Origin of the sequence: Streptosporangium sp. NPDC000095, assembly GCF_042899335.1 — a bacterium.
Lineage (GTDB): Bacteria > Actinomycetota > Actinomycetes > Streptosporangiales > Streptosporangiaceae > Streptosporangium.
The window spans coordinates 57,821-74,293 of record NZ_JBIAZS010000022.1 but is presented as its reverse complement, the minus strand read 5'-3'; the positions used below and the strand labels follow the sequence as shown (position 1 = coordinate 74,293).

Below are 16,473 nucleotides of genomic sequence, written 5' to 3'. Positions count from 1 at the left end.
ATTCGGATAGGCGCCGCCTATGGCGTCGAAGAACGCGGACGTATTCGGCGCTCTCATAGGTCGCTCCTATCCGATTGTTTGCGAGAACGTCTTTGTCACCCGGATAAACGGTGTGCTGTAGTCGGCGGCGACGCGCTTTGAGGATCCTCACGCGTTTTTCACGAAAAAACTGCCACCGATCAGGGAGGCACGGTGCTCGGCAATCTTGTCCCTCCGGCTCTGGAGGAGACGTCAGAGATGACGGCTCTCCGCCTTGAGGTTCGAAGTTTCCTCCGAGAGATCGCTCAGAAAGGCGTTTTCACCCCCGGGGTGGACACCTGGCTCACCGGCTGGGACGAGGACTTCAGCCGAACGCTGGCCGCCCACGGCTGGATCGGCATGACCATCCCTACCGAGTACGGCGGCCGGGGCCGCACCCATCTGGAACGGTTCGTCGTCACCGAGGAGCTGCTCGCCGCGGGCGCCCCGGTCGCGGCGCACTGGATCGCCGACCGGCAGATCGCGCCGTCACTGCTCGCGTTCGGTACCGAGGAGCAAAAACAGCGCTACCTTCCGAAGATCGCCGCCGGCGAGGCGTACTTCGGTATCGGGATGAGCGAACCCGACTCGGGCTCGGACCTGGCCAGCGTACGAACCAGGGCGGTCAGGGTCGACGGCGGCTGGCAGATCACCGGCAACAAGGTGTGGACATCGAACGCGCACCGCTCACACGCCTTCTTCGTACTGGCCCGCTCCGCCCCGCAGGACCCGAAGAACCGTCACCAGGGGTTGAGCCAGTTCATCGTCGACCTGCGTTCGCCGGGTGTCGACATCCGGCCGATCGTGTCGATGGGCGGTTCACACCACTTCAACGAGGTCTTCCTCCAAGACGTGCTGGTCACCGACGAGTCGGTGCTCGGCACCATCGGTGAGGGCTGGAAGCAGGTCAACCACGAACTCGGCTTCGAACGCAGCGGCCCGGAGCGACTGCTCTCGACCTACCAGCTGTTCACCGAGGTCATCGACGGGATGCGCGACGGCTCACTACGCCGCGACGCGAACCTGGGACGGCTCTTCGCCCGGCTCACCGGGTTGCACCGCATGTCGCTGGCGGTGGCGGGCGCCCTGCAACGGGACGAGCCCGCGGACACGGCGGCGGCGCTGGTGAAACTACTCGGCACGACGACCGAGGGCGACCTGGCGGAGTTCGCCGACCTGATCTCGGACGACACACTGGGCGCCGAACGCTACGAGCGACTACTGCGCGAGAGCCTGATCCAACGGCCCGGTTTCACACTGCGCGGCGGCACGAACGAGGTACTGCGCGGCGTGATCGCCCGCGGATTGGGGATGCGCTGATGTCCGGCCACGACAACGCCGAACTACTCGACATGATGCGGCAGGTCTTCAAGGATCACACGCGGACCGCCGGTCCACGGACCACCGAGCGCACCTTCAACGCCGAGCTGTGGAACACCCTGGAATCGCTGGGCCTGACCCGGCTGACCGGCCGCGAGTCCGACTCCGGCAGCGGCGCGGGCTGGCCGGAGGCGGCGGCACTGCTCGCCACCGCCGCCGAACACGCCGCGACGGTGCCGCTGGCCGAACACGATCTGCTGGCCGGCTGGCTGCTGGAGACGGCCGGGCTCCCCGTCGACAACGCTCTGCGCTCGGCGTGCGTGCTGAACGCCGACGGGACGGCCACCGCCGTGCCCTGGGCTCGCCACGTGCGGTCGCTGGTGGTGCTCTGGTCCGACGGCGGCACCTGGTACGCCGCGGACGTGGCACTTGCCGAGGTCTCCCTGCGTCCCGGGCGCAACCTCGCCGGGGAACCCCGCGACCATGTCACGGTGGCCACGGACCGGCTCGCTGGGGTTCCGATCGCCGACGAGGTCGTCGCCGAGTTCCGGCTGCGAGGAGCACTGGCACGTACGGTGCAGATGTGCGGCGCGATGGAGAAGATCCTCGAACTGTGCGTCGAGCACACCACGCAACGGGTGCAGTTCGGACGCCCGCTGGCGAAACTGCAGGCGGTGCAGCAGCTCGTCAGCGATCTCGCCGCGGAGACGTCGCTGGCACGGGCGGCGACCGACGCCGCCGTACGGGTCGCGACGAAGTCGCTGCTGACCGACGAGGCCCTGTTCGCGGTGGCGGTGGCGCGCTCCTGCGTCGGGCACGCGGCGTCGGTGGTGGTGCGCAACTCCCACCAGGTGCACGGGGCGATCGGCACGACCGCGGAACACGATCTCCACCTGTTCACCACCCGGCTTCTGGCATGGCGCTCCGAGTTCGGGGCGGTACGTCACTGGGATGACTGGCTGACCGATGCCGCCCTCACCGGCGGCACCGGCGGTACGTGGGCGCTGCTGACCGCTGTCGCGGAGTAGGCGGAACACGGTGTCCACGGCGAAACTACACGGCACGGCACGCCCCCGGGGCTCCTACCGGCTGATGTTCGACGCGCGCTACGGAGTGTACTTCTGGACCAACACGTGCGCCGCGACCGGACTGTGGATCTTCAGTATCGTCACCGCGATCCTGGCGTACGAACTGACCGACTCCGCCTCCGTCGTCGCCCTGGTGGTCGTGGCACAGAACGTCCCGCAGATCTTCTCACTGCTGAGCGGCAAACTCGCCGACCGCCGGCATCTCGGCCGGCTCATCGCGCTGGGCCGGCTGGTGTCGGCGGTCGGGCCGCTGACGATGGCGATCTGGCTGTGGGCGTTCGATCCGGTCGGCAGCGTCGAGGGCACCGTCTTGATGTGCGTCTCGGCGGCGCTGATGGGCTTCGGTCTGGTGCTCGTCGGCCCGGCCAGTCAGACGATGATCCCGCTGCTGATCCGCCCCGGCGAGATGCCGGCGGCGATGGCGTTGAGTAGCGTGCCGATGACGTTGTCCCGGGCGATCGGGCCGGCGGCGGGCGCGTTCCTGGCCCTGCATCTGGGACCGGTGGCGGCACTGCTGGTGGCCGCGGCGGGATACCTCATCCACGCTGTCGCGGTCCTGACACTGCGGGTGCGGCGGGCCACCACACCCGTCGGTACCGATACCGACGACCTGTCGGTGACCGCGTCGCTGCGCTATGTCCGCGACCATGCGCCGTTGCCGGCGTTGCTGCTGGCGGTGGCGGCGATCGGGGTCGCCGCGGAACCGTCGGTGACCCTGTCCCCGACGATCGCCGCCGACCTCGGTGGCGGCTCCGCGCTGGCGGGCTGGCTGACGTCCGGCTTCGGCATCGGTGCCTGCGTGGGTTTCCTGCTGTTCGGGGTGATCCGCCGCTGGGTCAGCATGCAACGTCTCACCGGTGCCAGCATGCTGCTGATGGCGGTGGGGCTGCTCGCGCTCGCGGTCGCCTGGATCCCGCCGGTGGCGCTGGGGGCGTTCGGACTCAGCGGTATCGGCATGACCCTCGCCTTCATCTGCGTCACGACGCTGATCCAGGAGAAGGCGTCGGACTCGGTCCGGGGCCGGGTGATGGCGCTGTGGTTCCTCGCCTTCCTCGGTGTACGCCCGATAGCCACCACCGCCACCGGGGTACTCGCCGACACGGCGGGACTGCCGACGTCACTGATCGTGGCCGCCGTCGTCATCGCAGGCGCCGCTTACCTGTGCCGACCGGCGGTGCTCGGCCCGGACTCCTCCCCGGCCGCCTGATCCGGCCCTCGTACACCGGCGCAGCGCAGGCGGCTCCGGCGTGCCGCCGTGATCACGCGGACGTTACCGCGACTCGCCCGGGTTGAGCACGCCCGCCTCGATCAGTTCGGCGATGCGCTCCTCGCTGTAGCCGCTGCCGCGCAACAGATCAGGACCGTCGCCCCCCAAGGGGCGCAGTTCCAGCGTCGGATCGGCCGGGGTGTCACTGAACCGGACCGGCGGGCGCGGCGAACGCACCTCACCACCGACCGGATGTGTCCACTGACGCAGCAGACCGACCTGCTCGACGTGTTCGTTGCGCACCACCTGAGAGGTCTCCAACACCGGCCCACAGGGCACCCCCGCGTCGTTCATGCGCTTGATGAAGTCCTCCTTGGGAAACTTCAACGCCTCCTCGCGGACGATCGTTTCGAGCGCGTCGAGATTCTCACGCTTGATCATTTCGCTCTGCGTGGCGAACCGCGGGTCGGTGCGCAGGTCGGACCGGTTGACGGCGTCGAGCAGACCGAGCCGCTGCTTCAGGGCGATGGCCATGTAGACGACGAAGCCGTCGGCGACCTCGGTGAGCCGCAGCGTCTTGACCCCCATCCGGCCGGCCTCGAAGTCGCCGACGAACGTTTGGTCCGCCATGCCCTCGGGCCACAGGAAGTAGACGGCCGAGTCGAGCATCGGAATCTCCAGCCGCTGCCCCAGACCGGTGCGCTCGCGCGCGTAGAGGGCCGCGCTGATGGCGTTGGCGGCGAACAGCGAAGTGATCTTGTCGACGATCATGTTGTGGATGACGTCCGGCGGCCCGCCGGCGGCCGGCCGCTGCAGGGCGATCATGCCGGCCAGCCCCTGGATCACCGGATCGAACGCGGGCATGTCCCGGTACGGGCCGCTCTCCCCGAAGCCGGTGATCTCGGCGACGACGACCCGCGGGTTGCGAGCGTGGATCGCCTCGTAGTCCAGGCCCATCGCCGTCAGCACACCCGGCCGGAAGTTCGCGACCACCGCGTCCGAATCAGCGATCAGCGTGAGTGCGGCCTCGCGCCCCTCGGGCGAACGAAGATCCAGGGCGATGGACTTCTTACCCCGGTTCGTGTTGATGAAGAAGGCCTCCACACCGTTACGGCTCGGCTGCCCGATCCGGCGGTCGAAGCTGCCGTTGACATCCTCGATCTTGATGACTTCCGCGCCGAGGTCGCCCAGTATGAGAGCTCCGAACGGCGCCGACGCGACCCGGCCGAGGTCGATGACCCTGACGCCTTCCAAAGGACCTGACATATGTGACTGTTCCCTTCCCTCCGTACCGACGCCGCCCGGTGGACCGGTCTTCCTTTCCAGCTTGGTGGTATGTCACCGCATGGTCAGGAATCGGTGAAGTCCGAAGGCCCGCGCCCGACGAACGCGCGAGCGCCTTTCTTCGCGTTCCGGCCGGCCCACACGATCGACGAGTGCCTGCACCGCGTCGCCGGTCGTCACGTCCGGACACTAATGTGGCTGTCCGCACCGCACTCCTCACAGTTCCGACAGTCGGAACACCTCCGTACGCCCTGGCGTTCTTCATCAGCCCACGCCCTTTACGATGTAGATTCATAATCCGTGATCGCGAGATCCGGCACCTTCCGAACGGCGAGCCCGAGGCGCCGGCCAGGAGTGACGGAAAACGCTTCCGCAGCCATCGGCCGGGGTTCCCCCGGTGTGACAGGATCTATCGCAGTGCCTCAGGTCGGCGTGGCAATCCTGTCCCGCCGTCGTGGCGCACCACGTTGGCAAGCCCTCAGTCGTCAGGATTCCCACGATGCTGAAAGCCGGTCGCTCCCAGGAGGAGATTCGCCGGCACAACCTTGGCGTTCTGCTCCGGCACGTCCACCTGGGCGGCCCGCTCTCCCGCACGGCACTGGCCGACCGGATGGGCCTGAACCGCAGCACGATCATGGGGCTGACCGGGGACCTCGCCTCGGCGGGCCTGGTCCGCGAGGAACTCCCCAAGGACACCGGCAAGGCGGGCCGGCCGTCGCTGGTGGTCCGCCCGGAGTCCGGCCGGTTCCACGTGATGGCCTTCGACGTGCGCGTGGACCGGCTGGTCGCCGCCAGGGTCGGGCTGGGCGGAACGATCCTGGACCGCAGGGAGGCGGTCCGGCCCCGCGCCGGGGCCGACCTCGACGACGTGGTCGGCACCCTCGCCGCCTTCGCCCGCGAGATAGACCGCGAGGCACCCTCGGACTCGGTGTGCGTCGGGGTCGGCGCCGCCTACTGCGGCATGATCAGGCCCGGTGACGGGATGGTGCGTTTCGGGCCGAACATGGGCTGGGTGGACCAGGCCTTCGGCACCGAACTCGGTCTCAGGCTCGGACTCGGGCTCCCGGTGGCGGTCGGCAACGAGGCTCACCTGGGCGCGCTGGCCGAGCTCGAACGCGGGGTGGGCGTCGGCTTCCAGAACCTGGTCTACCTGCACGGGGACGTCGGCGTGGGCGGCGGGATCATCGTCGGCGGCAAGCTGCTCGACGGTGACGGCGGGTACGGCTGCGAGCTCGGGCACATGATGGTGAACCCGTACAACGGGCGGCCCTGCGGGTGCGGCTCGCGCGGCTGTCTTGAGGCGGAGGTCGGCGAGCAGGCCCTGATCGACGCCGCCGGCCGCTCCTCCGAGCTCACCGGCCGCGAGGGCGTACGGGCGGTGGTGGAGGCCGCCGACCGAGGGGACCCCGCGGCCACGGAGGCGCTGCTCCGGATCGGCGACTGGCTCGGCATCGGGGTGGCGAACCTGATCAACCTCTTCAACCCCGGCCTGGTGATCTTCGGCGGGATGTTGCGCGAGGTCTACCCGGGCGCGGCGGCCCAGGTGCACAGGCGGGTGGAGGCGAACGTGCTGGTGATCTCCCGGGAGAGGGTGCGGCTGCGCGTCTCGGCTCTCGGGGACGACGCCACCCTGGTCGGCGCGGCCGAACTCGCCTTCTCCGAGCTCCTCGCCAACCCCCTGGAGGTGCTCGCCACAAGGACCGGCCGGACCGAGACGGAGGCGGCGCCCCCCACGCCGCGGTGACCGGCCTCACGCCCAGCTAAGACCGGCGTCGGGCCCCTCCCCACATGGGCGCGATCATCCCCCTCGTGGTCTCACGCCCAGGTGAGACCGGTGTCGGGCCTCACGCCGGGTCGGGGGCCGCCAGGTGCCAACGGCCTCCCTCGCCACGGTGACCGGCCTCGCTCCGGGGTGCCGGAGTGAGGCGGCCTCACTCCGAATCGGGGACCGCGAGGTGCCATCTGAGCCATTCGACGACGTTCTTGACGAAGGTCACCCGGTTCGGGATCTGCCGGATCTCGTGCCCCTCGTCCTCGAACAGCAGCAGCTCGCAGGGCACCTGACGGGCCCGCGCCGCCTGGAGCACCTGCTCGGCCTCGTACAGGGGGACGTTGGTGTCCTGGGCACCGTGCACGACCAGCAGCGGAGCGGCGAGCCGGTCGAAGGAGTGCAGGGGTGACAGGGCCCGCAGCAGCTCGCGGTCGGTGACGGGGTGGCCGTACTCGCTGACCGCCGCCGCGGCGATCCACGGCTCGGTCCGCTCGTAGAAGGTCTCGAAGTCGGCCATGCCGCAGACGTCGACTCCGGCGCGGAAGAGGCGCGGGTGGGTGACGAGGGCGGCCAGCGTGAGATAGCCCCCGTAGGAGCGGCCCATGCAGGCGATCCTGGCCGGGTCGGCGATGCCCGCCCGCGCCAGTTCCAGGGCGCAGTCGGCGACGTCGTTGATCGCGTCGAAGCGGAGGGCGTGGTTGTCGGCGTTGCGGAAGGCCCGGCCGAAACCCGACGAGCCGCGGATGTTCGCCGCGAACACCCCGATCCCGGCGGCCAGCAGGTTCTGGAACAGCGGGTTGAAGGTGGGTCTTTCCTGGCTCTCGGGGCCGCCGTGCAGGTAGACGACGAAGGGCGCGGGGCCGGGGACGCCGGGGACACGGTAGAGCCAGCCGGTCAGCTCCATGCCGTCGCCCGCCTGGAAGCGCATCAGCTCCGCGCCGGCCGCCTCGGGGATCCGGTCCGATCCCGCGATCCGCCGGTAGCCGCCCACCTCCAGGTCGCAGAGCAGCACGTGGGAGGGGTGGCCGGGCCCTTCGGCGGCCAGGACGGCGAGGCTGCCGTCCAGGGACACCCTGATCGAGGACACCACCTCGGCGGGCAGGGGCGGGAGCGGACGCGTCCGGCCGGTGTCCAGCTCGATCACCTCCAGCCCCGAGCGGCCGGAGTCGTTCCACACCAGCACCGCGCGGCGGCCGTCGGAGCTCAGCGCGAACTGGTCCAGCTCGGCGTCCGAGCGCTCGACCAGCACGACGCCCACCCCGTCCTCGCCCACCGCGACCAGCGCGGCCCGGTCGCGGCCGACGTCGGACAGCAGGTAGGCGGTGCTCCCGTCGGGAGAGAGGATGCCGTAGTCGGTGGTGCCGGTCAGCCCGGCCAGCAACGGCAGCTCCCCGTGGCCCGGCAGGTCACCGGCGGCCTCGTCGGGAAGGCTCGCGGGCAGGCCGGGCGGGACATCTTCGAGATGGCCCGCGGGAAGATCGACGCGAATCCCGGCCGGAGGGTCGGCGGGCAGGCCGGGCGAGAGATCGGAGAGATCTTCGGTGGACAGGTCGAGGTGAATCCCGGCGGGAAGGTCGGCGGAGAGGTCACCGGACGGGTCCGCGGCGAGATCCCCGGGATGGGACAGGCCGGGCACGAGGGCGCCGGGCCCCGCGGGATCGCCGGCGAGGGCGGGAGGGTGGCCCGTGGGGTCGCCGGCGAGAGCCGGAAGATCGGCCACGTACATCCGGCGCACGCCGCGCGGGCCGCGCCGCAGCAGCATCCGCCGGTGGTCACGGCTCACCGCGGCCGGGTGCATGAGCGCCCCCGCCGCGATCACCTCCCGGCTTCCCGAGCCCGCGTCGATCAGCACCGCGTCCGTACGGCCGGAGGAGGAGACCTCCGCGACGAGGAGGACCTCCCCCTGGCCCGTCCAGCGCACGAACGACGCCGACCCGCCCTCGGGCGCGGCCAGCGGGCGCAGGTCGCCGCCGTCGGCCCTCACCGTCCAGACCTGCGTGTGCTCCCCGCCGCCGGGCACGACGAGGACGGCGAGCCGCCGGGCGTCGGGGGACCAGCTCACGTCGGCGACGGGCTCGGCCCCCGTGTCGATCGGCCAGGCGCCTCGGTCTTCCTGGTGGAGATCCAGGAGATCCTCGAGCTCTCCCGGAGGCCACGCCTCCAGGTCTCTTCCGAGGGGCTGGATCCAGACCCTCGGCGAGCCGTCCCTGTCGCCGATGAAGGCGACGGCGCTCAGGTCGGGCGCCAGGGCGGGCGCCCGGCAGCTCCAGGCGGTCAGGCCCGTGCCCATCGAGGGGCGGGAACGGGCGCCGAGAATTTCGGTCATCAAACTCCTTGTGCCTGCAACCACAGCTCCAGGAGTCCGAGTTGCCACAACGCGTTCGCACCCAGGGTAGTGCGGTGTTCGTCCGGAGCCGCCAGCAACTTGTCGACATATGGCTGGTCGAACAGACCGCGGGCCCTCGCCGCGGGGCCGGTCAGCGCCTCCCTGACGAGTTCCAGATACGGGCCGTGGATGTGCCTGATGGCCGGGACCGGAAAGTACCCCTTGGGCCGGTCGATGATCTCGGCGGGCAGCAGCTTGCGCGCGGCGCCCTTCAGGATGCCCTTGCCGCCGGAGGCGAGCTTGAGCTCGGGCGGGCAGGCCGCCGCCAGCTCGACGAGTTCGTGGTCGAGGAACGGGGTCCTGGCCTCAAGCCCGAAGGCCATGGTCATGTTGTCCACGCGCTTGACCGGGTCGTCGACGAGCATGACGTTCGTGTCCAGGCGCAGCGCCGCGTCGAGCGCGGTGTCCGCGCCTGGCCTGGCGAGGTGGCGGCGGACGAAGTCGCCGCTGACGTCCTCGTCCAGCAGGTACTCGGGGGACAGGATCCCGGCCAGCGCCGCGTGCGAGCGGTCGAAGAACTCCCTCTCGTAGACGGCGGCGGCGTCCTCGCGCGACACGCCGGCGAGCGGCGGATACCAGCTGTAGCCGGCGAACACCTCGTCGGCGCCCTGGCCTGACTGGACGACCTTGACGTGCTTGGAGACCTCCTCCGACAGCAGGTGGAAGGCGACGCAGTCGTGGCTCACCATCGGCTCGCTCATGGCGAGCACCGCGTGCTCCAGGGCGGGCAGCATGCGGGTGTCGTCGATGAGGATGCGCTGGTGATCGGTGCCGAACTCCCTGGCGACCAGGTCGGAGTAGACGAACTCGTCCCCCCGCTCCCCTCCCGCCGACGGGAACCCGATGCTGAAGGTCGCGAGGCCCGCCTGACCCTCCTCGGCCAGCAGCGCGACGATCAGGCTGGAGTCCAGGCCTCCCGACAGCAGCACGCCCACGGGCACATCCGCGACCATGCGCCTGCGTACGGCCGTCCGCAGCTGGTCGAGCACGGCCTCGCACCACTCGTCCGGGGTGAGCCCGACGTACTCGGGCAGGGCCGAGCGGGTGTGGAGCGGCTGCCAGTAGAGGTGGTCGGTGACGGTGCCGTCGGGTTCGACGGTGCGCACCGTGGCCGGGGGGAGCTTGCGCACTCCGGCGAGGATGGTGCGCTCGGCGGGCACCACCGAGTGGAACGTCATGTAGTGGTGCAGGGCGACCCGGTCGATGCCGGTGTCCACCCCGCCCCCGGCGAGCAGCGCGGGCAGCGACGAGGCGAAACGCAGCCGCCTCGCGTCCTGGGTGACGTACAGCGGTTTTATCCCCAGCCGGTCTCTGCCGAGGGTGAGCCTGCCGGTGTCGCGCTCGGCGACCGCGAAGGCGAACATGCCCCTGAAGCGGTCGACGCAGCCACTCCCCCAGCGGTGGAAGGACTTCACCAGCACCTCGGTGTCGGAGGTGGAGAAGAAGCGGTAGCCCAGACCCTCCAGCTCGCGCCGTAACTCACGGTAGTTGTACAGGCATCCGTTGAAGACTCCCGTCAGGCCGAGGTCGCTGTCCACCATCGGCTGGGCACCCCGGTCCGACAGATCGATGATCCTCAGGCGCCGGTGGCCGAGGGCGACCGGCCCCAGCGACCACAGGCCGGCCCCGTCGGGGCCCCTGTCGTGCATCACATCGTTCATCCGGGCCACTGCGGCGACGTCCGCCGGGCGGCCGTCGAACCGGAGCTCACCGCTCAAACCACACATCGAAACCCCCCGGTGACCGGCTCACGCCGGAACTCACCGCTCAGATCGCACATCTCACGCCTCGGGCTCACGCCTGAGCTCATCGCTCAAGCCCCACCTCGACGTCCCCACTCGGCAGCCAGGTGTCCTTGGAACCACCCCCCTGGGAGGAGTTGACGATCATGCTGCCGGCCGGGGCGACGCGGGTCAGCGCGGTCGGCGGCACCTTCGCGGTCTCGCCGAAGCAGACGAAGGCCCGAAGGTCGACGACGCGCGGGCTCAACCGGTCTCCGTCGAAGGTCGGGTGCGTCGACAACCGGACCGTCTCCTGGGCGACCCACCCCTCGGGGGCGGCGAGGATCGTCTTCCTGACCTGTTCGAGCTCGTCGGCGGAGGCGTCGGGGCCGACGACCACGCCCTGCCCGCCGAACCCGTCCACCGGCTTGACGACCAGCTCGGCCAGCCGGTCGAGCACCTGCTCGCGGTCCGCGGCGTCACGGCACAGGTAGGTGGGGACGTTGTCGATGAGGGGTCGCTCGCCGAGGTAGTACTCGATGATGCGCGGCACGTACCGGTACAGGCACTTGTCGTCGGCCACGCCGTTGCCCGGCGCGTTGGCCAGGACGAGCGCGGAACGCTCGACGGCGTCCATGATCTCCAGCCCGAGGCGCCCGCCGAGCAGCGCGCTCTCCTCGATCCTGCGGTAGAGCACCTCGATCCTGCGCCCGTCGATCTCCAGATGACCGTTCTTGAAGGACAGGTCGGCCGGTACGGCGAGGACCACTCCCAGTTCCTCGGCGAGCATCCTGTGCTCGTAGTAGGCGGAGTCCTCGGGTCCCGCCGAGACGACGGCGAGGGCCGACGGGTCACCGGAGCCCGCCGCGAGCAGTGCCTCCCGCAGGATCCGCAGGCCCGCGCCCGGGTCGGCGACCTCCTCGCCGGGGGCGAGTTCCGGCATCAGCTCGTTGATCAGCCGCCTGTTGGTCACGGCGTATCCGAGCCCGGAGGGCACCCGGAGGTTGTCCTCGAGCACCGCCCAGCGGCCGACGTTGTCGCGGACCAGGTCCAGTCCGGCCACGGCGCAGCGTACGGTGCCCTGCGGCACCCTGCGGCCCGGCCTGCGGTAGCCGGGGGACTCGTCGACCACCCACGCGGGGATCGTGCCGTCCCTGATGATCTCGCGTCCCTCGTAGACGTCGTGCAGGAACGCCTCCAGCGCGCGCACCCGCTGCGGCAGCGCCCGCTGGATCCCCGTCCACTCGCCGGGCGGGACGAGCCGGGGAACCATGTCGAACGGGTAGATCCGGCTCTCGCCGCCTCCCTCGACCTGGAAGGTCATGCCGTTGTCGCGCTGGTAGGCGTCGCGCCTGCCCTCCCGCTCGCGCAGTCCCTCGACGCCCAGGCGGTCGAGGACCCGCAGCACCGGCTGGTAGGACTCGCGCACCGTGCCCTCGATGATCGCCTCGTCGCCCGGGGCCTCGTAGCCGTCGAGGAGACTGGTGTGCATCCTCGGCGTCGGCCCGCCGAAGGCGGTCTCCCACTCCTCCGATCGCGTCTCGGCGATGACGAGGTCGACCACGTCGGACAACTGGCCGCCGCGGGCGTACGCCTGCCGCTGGCGGGCCGCCGAACTCCCCCTGGCGAGTGACTCCGTGGCCAGGGAGGTGACGAGCTCCCAGTCGCCGTACTGCTCCAGCTGCGGGCGCAGGCTGTTCACCATCCGCCGGATCACCTCGGCGGCCGGTCGCGGGGTGCCTTCGACCGGGTCGACGAGGTCACCCTCCAGCCCGGAGCGCGAGGCCCGCCACGACGCGGCGCGGACCATCTCCAGGCGGACCGTGCGCTCGGGGCCGTTCTGCGCCGCGTCCAGCTCCCTGGCCACCAGGGCCCTGAACAGTCCGGCGATCAGCACGATGTCACCCACGCGGGGGCAGGCGTCGCAGACCCGCAGTTCGATGGTGGGCAGGTGCGCCGAGGGCCGGATGTCGAAGTAGATCATGCCGGGGTCGGTGATCACTCCGGAGGCGACGAGGTCTCGCACCACCTGGTCGTACTCGGCGGCCGACTCGAACCTGGGGACGGGGCCGGCGGTGGGCCAGCGCTGCCACAGCAGCGGGCGGTAGCTGGCATACCCGGTGTCGGACCCCAGCCAGTACGGCGAGCTGGAGCTGAGGGCGAGCAACGGGGGCAGCCACGGGGCGAGGCGATGGGCGACGGCCACGGCCAGGTCACGGTCCTCGACGTCGGCGTGGAACTGCGTCCCGCAGATCAGCTGCTCGCGGGTGAGCAGCTGGTAGTCGGCGAGCATCTGCTCGTAGCGGGGGTCAGGGGAGATCTTCAGCGCCTCCAGATCCACCATCGGTACGCTGCCCGCCGCCACGATTCCCAGGCCGAGTCCGTCCGCCGCCTGGATCACCGTGCGGCGTAGCGCGGTCAGGTCGTGCCCGAGGTCCTCCAGGTGCATGAAGGGTCTGCTGTTGGCCTCGACCACGGAACGCTGCAGCTCATGGGTGAAGCGTTCGGCCGGCAGCTGTTCCAGCAGGACACCGGCCCGTGGGACCAGGTGCCGGGTGTCGACATCGACGACGTGGAACTCCTCTTCGACGCCGACCGCGATCGGCCCCGCCAGACCCGCCATTGCCTCATCACCCCTGAACTACGCCGGTTAATGCGTTTTTTGTTCTTTGCCCGAAAAAGGGAGTTTCGCACTTCACCGCACACTTTGGGCGAAAGTGAAACTGTGCGCCCGCTCCCCCGCGATCGGGACACACCCGCTTCCCCTCCGACGGGAAGACTCACCTGTTTCCGCGGAAAGATCTCACCGGAGTTTCGAACAAAGCACCGTCGGCGACCGGCCACGGTGAGGGTCCGTCCAACCCGCTCCAACGGGGGCCTCCTTCAAGAGGCTTCGTCCAAGGGGTCCCTTCCAAGGGCCCCTGTCCGAAGGGCCCCTGCGCGAGCGGTTGCGGCCCTGGCCGACCCGGCTCGATGACCGGAGACGACCGGGAAGTCCCCGGAACCTACGCCGGTGGCGACCCGGCCGGAGAATCCCCGTCTCCTGACGGCCCGGCGTCCGGTCGCTCCCGCACGGGAGAGGCCCCGGACCGATCCGGCGGCCCGAGCGGACCCTCGCGATCGGACGGGCCCGCGGGCGGCTCGACCTCTTCCAGCCGTGACTCGATCATACGCGGCGGCCTGGACGCGCCCTCCGGCGGCGTTCCGAACGTGTCGGGAAACGCGTGAACCCCGAGCGCCTCCGGCCGATCGCCCGACGGGTCGGGCGGATCGAGAAGCTGCCGTACGGGCGGGCTGTCGAGGAACGTGGAGACCGCGTCGACCACCCCCTCCCCCAGCGGACGGAACGCGTCGACCACGGCCTGGGCGGGTGGGCCGAGACGGGCTCCGACCTCCTGAATGAAGTCTTCCAGCACCTGCGGCAGCGGCGGCACCGGCAGGCCGAGCTGGGGCTTCGGCCGCGCCTTCTCCGGCGGTGTCCAGCGCATCGAGTCGTCGCTCATCGCGAGCCATTCGTCGACCGCACCGTCGATGGAGTCGAGCACGTGATCGGAATCGTCTGGCATGGCGGCTCCCCTCATGACCGGGATCCGATAAGACGACGGTACCTCGCCCCGCCTTCCCGGGGCAGAGGAGGGTCGCGATCGTCACCGACGGTGAACCACACCGCCGCCGGAACGTCCGTTTCCTTCGCCAGGCGGACCGGCACCTGTACGGCGACCGTACGGCGGTGGAACCCCGATCATCGAAGCCCGTTATCTGGCATAACCCCCTCAACAGGGGGAATAAGCTGTCGATGCTCTCTCAAAATCGTCCTGCCGGTAGTGACACGTTCACATTCCTCGGTGCGATCATGCGTAATCCCCACCAGCTGGGGGCGATCGCTCCCAGTTCGAAGGCCGTCGCACGCCTGGCGGCTTCGATCGTTCCCACAACCCCCGGAGCCACGGTCGTCGAACTCGGCGCCGGCGGCGGAGTGATCAGCGACGCGATCCGCGACCGTCTCCCCGTGGGAGGGCGGCAGCTCGCCATAGAGCTCAACGAGGGCATGGTGCACCACCTGCGGCGCAGCAGGCCCTGGCTGGAAGTGATCTGCGGGGACGCGGGTGACCTCGGCAAGATACTGCGGGAGGCCGGTCTGTCCCACGCCGACGCGATCGTCTCCTCGCTCCCCTGGACCCTGTTCGAGGAGGCCCAGCAGAAACGCGTTCTGGAGGAGATCGCGGCCTGTCTCGCCCCCGGCGGCGCCTTCAGCACGATCACGACGCTGACCGTGATGCCGTTCCAGCGTTCCCGGCACTTCCGCGGCCTCATGAACAGCACGTTCACCACCGTCGACGCCCTGGGGCCGATCTGGCGCAACGTACCTCCCGCCCTGGTGTACGCCGGGGTCGTGGCGGACGACCGGCTGGCCGGGGATGCGGCCGGCGGCCTGGCGGCCGGGGACACCGGCGGGTGAACGGCCGGTCGGACACCGCCCGGCGCCTCGGACACGCCCGCGATCTTTTCACCACCGGCGCACCCTCCGCGCCGGTGGGCGAGAAGCGACCGGCCTGGACGCCGCCCGGCGTTCCGGGCGGCGGGCACGCGATGACCTCGCGATGATCCCCCAGTGACTTCCCGTTGACCTCACGGTGACGGCGGCCCGCGACGGGCCGCCGTCACCGTGAGGTCAGAACCGGTCCCGTCCAGGTGAGATCGTCCAGGTTGACCACGATGGCGTCCTGGGTGCTGCGGGCGATGACCACGATCGCCTCCAGGTCGGGGTCGGGATTCTCCTCCCGGTGGGGGACGAAAGGCGGCACGAAGATGTAGTCGCCGGGTTCGGTGTCGATGCGCACCTCGACGGGCTCCTCCCCCTCGATGTCGGCGAAGACGAACGAGGGGTGGCCGCTGACGACGTAAATGGCGGTCTCGGACTCGCCGTGGTGGTGGTTCGCCGAGGCGGTGGCGGGCGCCACGTGGGTCTGCCCCATCCACAGACGGCTGGAGCCGACGGTGGCTCCGCTGATGGCCGCGCGGCGGCGCATACCGCCGGTCTGGGCGGTCTCGGAGGTGAGACCGCCGGGCGCGATGTGGTGCAGGCGGCGGTGGAAGGGGTCTTCGGGAAGGACGATCGGCATCAGTCACTCCTGGCTCGGTCGGAAGGGTGCGGCGCGAGCGCGCCGAAACCTCCATCGTGGTACAGCAGCGGAGGGTGGGCGGGGTCGGTGTGCCCCCCCACGACCCGGCCGACGACCAGCCGATGGTCCCCCGCGATGAACCGCTCCTGGGTGCGGCAGAGCAGCCACGCGGCCACCCCGTACAGCAGGGGTTCCCCTCCGGGGAGGGGTTCCCAGCGATCCCGGTCGGCGAACCTGTCGGCGCCCTTCCTGGCGAACAGCTCCGCCACGTCCCGCTGGTCTCCGGCGAGGATGTGGACGACGAACGCGTCCGCGTCCCGGATCGCCGGCCAGCTCGACGAGCCGACCGAGATGCCGAACGACAGCAGCGGCGGATCGAGCGACATCGAGGTCAGCGAGGTCGCGGTGAAACCGGCGGGACCCGGGGCGGTGACGACGGCGACCCCGGCGGCGTGCCTGCGGAAGGCGGACAGGAAGACATCGCGCGGCTGCCCGCCGCCGACCGCCTCGGCGCTCATCGTGCCACCACCTCCTGTGCCGTGTCCCTGATGATCG

12 protein-coding genes are annotated in these 16,473 nt (G+C 70.4%); 5 read left to right on the top strand and 7 right to left on the bottom strand.

Annotated elements, in window-relative coordinates; all coding sequences use genetic code 11:
- The first annotated feature begins 237 nt into the window (after nt 1-237).
- From ACFY3V_RS35325 to ACFY3V_RS35315, 3 genes are read left to right on the top strand one after another with little or no spacing between them, the layout of a single operon-like run.
- Nucleotides 238-1,338: an acyl-CoA dehydrogenase family protein gene (locus ACFY3V_RS35325; RefSeq protein ID WP_362902935.1), complete on the top strand. Its 1,101-nt coding sequence runs from the start codon at nt 238-240 to the stop codon at nt 1,336-1,338.
- Nucleotides 1,338-2,366 (top strand): acyl-CoA dehydrogenase family protein, encoded by a 1,029-nt coding sequence (locus ACFY3V_RS35320; protein WP_362902937.1) that lies wholly within the window; start codon nt 1,338-1,340, stop codon nt 2,364-2,366. The genes ACFY3V_RS35325 and ACFY3V_RS35320 overlap by 1 nt, the downstream gene beginning before the upstream one ends.
- A gap of 10 nt (nt 2,367-2,376) precedes the next feature.
- Complete coding sequence (locus ACFY3V_RS35315; protein ID WP_362902939.1) at nt 2,377-3,633, top strand: MFS transporter; 1,257 nt, start codon at nt 2,377-2,379, stop codon at nt 3,631-3,633.
- A 63-nt stretch (nt 3,634-3,696) separates the two neighbouring features.
- Here ACFY3V_RS35315 and ACFY3V_RS35310 read toward each other — a convergent pair whose 3' ends face one another.
- Nucleotides 3,697-4,899 carry a CaiB/BaiF CoA transferase family protein gene (locus ACFY3V_RS35310; protein WP_389779515.1) on the bottom strand — a complete coding sequence of 401 codons (1,203 nt, stop codon included), beginning with the start codon at nt 4,897-4,899 and terminating at the stop codon, nt 3,697-3,699.
- A 517-nt stretch (nt 4,900-5,416) separates the two neighbouring features.
- Between ACFY3V_RS35310 and ACFY3V_RS35305 the strand changes: the two genes are divergently transcribed.
- A complete protein-coding gene (locus tag ACFY3V_RS35305; RefSeq protein WP_362902941.1) occupies nt 5,417-6,661 on the top strand; it encodes an ROK family transcriptional regulator in 1,245 nt (414 codons plus the stop codon).
- Between the two features lie 187 nt (nt 6,662-6,848).
- Here ACFY3V_RS35305 and ACFY3V_RS35300 read toward each other — a convergent pair whose 3' ends face one another.
- From ACFY3V_RS35300 to ACFY3V_RS35285, 4 genes are all read right to left on the bottom strand, one after another.
- Nucleotides 6,849-9,014, bottom strand: coding sequence for a prolyl oligopeptidase family serine peptidase (locus tag ACFY3V_RS35300; protein WP_389779512.1), 2,166 nt, complete (start codon nt 9,012-9,014; stop codon nt 6,849-6,851).
- On the bottom strand, nt 9,014-10,801 hold the full coding sequence (locus ACFY3V_RS35295) for an N-acetylglutaminylglutamine amidotransferase (RefSeq protein WP_389779510.1): 1,788 nt from the start codon (nt 10,799-10,801) through the stop codon (nt 9,014-9,016). The genes ACFY3V_RS35300 and ACFY3V_RS35295 overlap by 1 nt, the downstream gene beginning before the upstream one ends.
- A gap of 79 nt (nt 10,802-10,880) precedes the next feature.
- Nucleotides 10,881-13,418, bottom strand: a complete 2,538-nt coding sequence (locus ACFY3V_RS35290) for a carboxylate--amine ligase/circularly permuted type 2 ATP-grasp protein (protein ID WP_362902947.1) — start codon at nt 13,416-13,418, stop codon at nt 10,881-10,883.
- 382 nt (nt 13,419-13,800) lie between these two features.
- The gene (locus tag ACFY3V_RS35285; protein WP_362902949.1) at nt 13,801-14,361 is read right to left on the bottom strand and encodes a hypothetical protein; all 561 of its coding nucleotides are present in this window, start codon (nt 14,359-14,361) and stop codon (nt 13,801-13,803) included.
- A 287-nt stretch (nt 14,362-14,648) separates the two neighbouring features.
- On the opposite strand from ACFY3V_RS35285, the gene ACFY3V_RS35280 reads away from it, so the two are divergent.
- A complete protein-coding gene (locus ACFY3V_RS35280; protein WP_350948814.1) occupies nt 14,649-15,254 on the top strand; it encodes a methyltransferase domain-containing protein in 606 nt (201 codons plus the stop codon).
- Nucleotides 15,255-15,456: 202 nt separating this feature from the next.
- Here ACFY3V_RS35280 and ACFY3V_RS35275 read toward each other — a convergent pair whose 3' ends face one another.
- Complete coding sequence (locus ACFY3V_RS35275; RefSeq protein WP_362767607.1) at nt 15,457-15,918, bottom strand: cupin domain-containing protein; 462 nt, start codon at nt 15,916-15,918, stop codon at nt 15,457-15,459.
- A complete protein-coding gene (locus tag ACFY3V_RS35270) occupies nt 15,918-16,436 on the bottom strand; it encodes a flavin reductase family protein (protein ID WP_389779506.1) in 519 nt (172 codons plus the stop codon). Before ACFY3V_RS35270 ends, ACFY3V_RS35275 begins: the two co-directional genes overlap by 1 nt.
- Nucleotides 16,437-16,473: the final 37 nt, after the last annotated feature.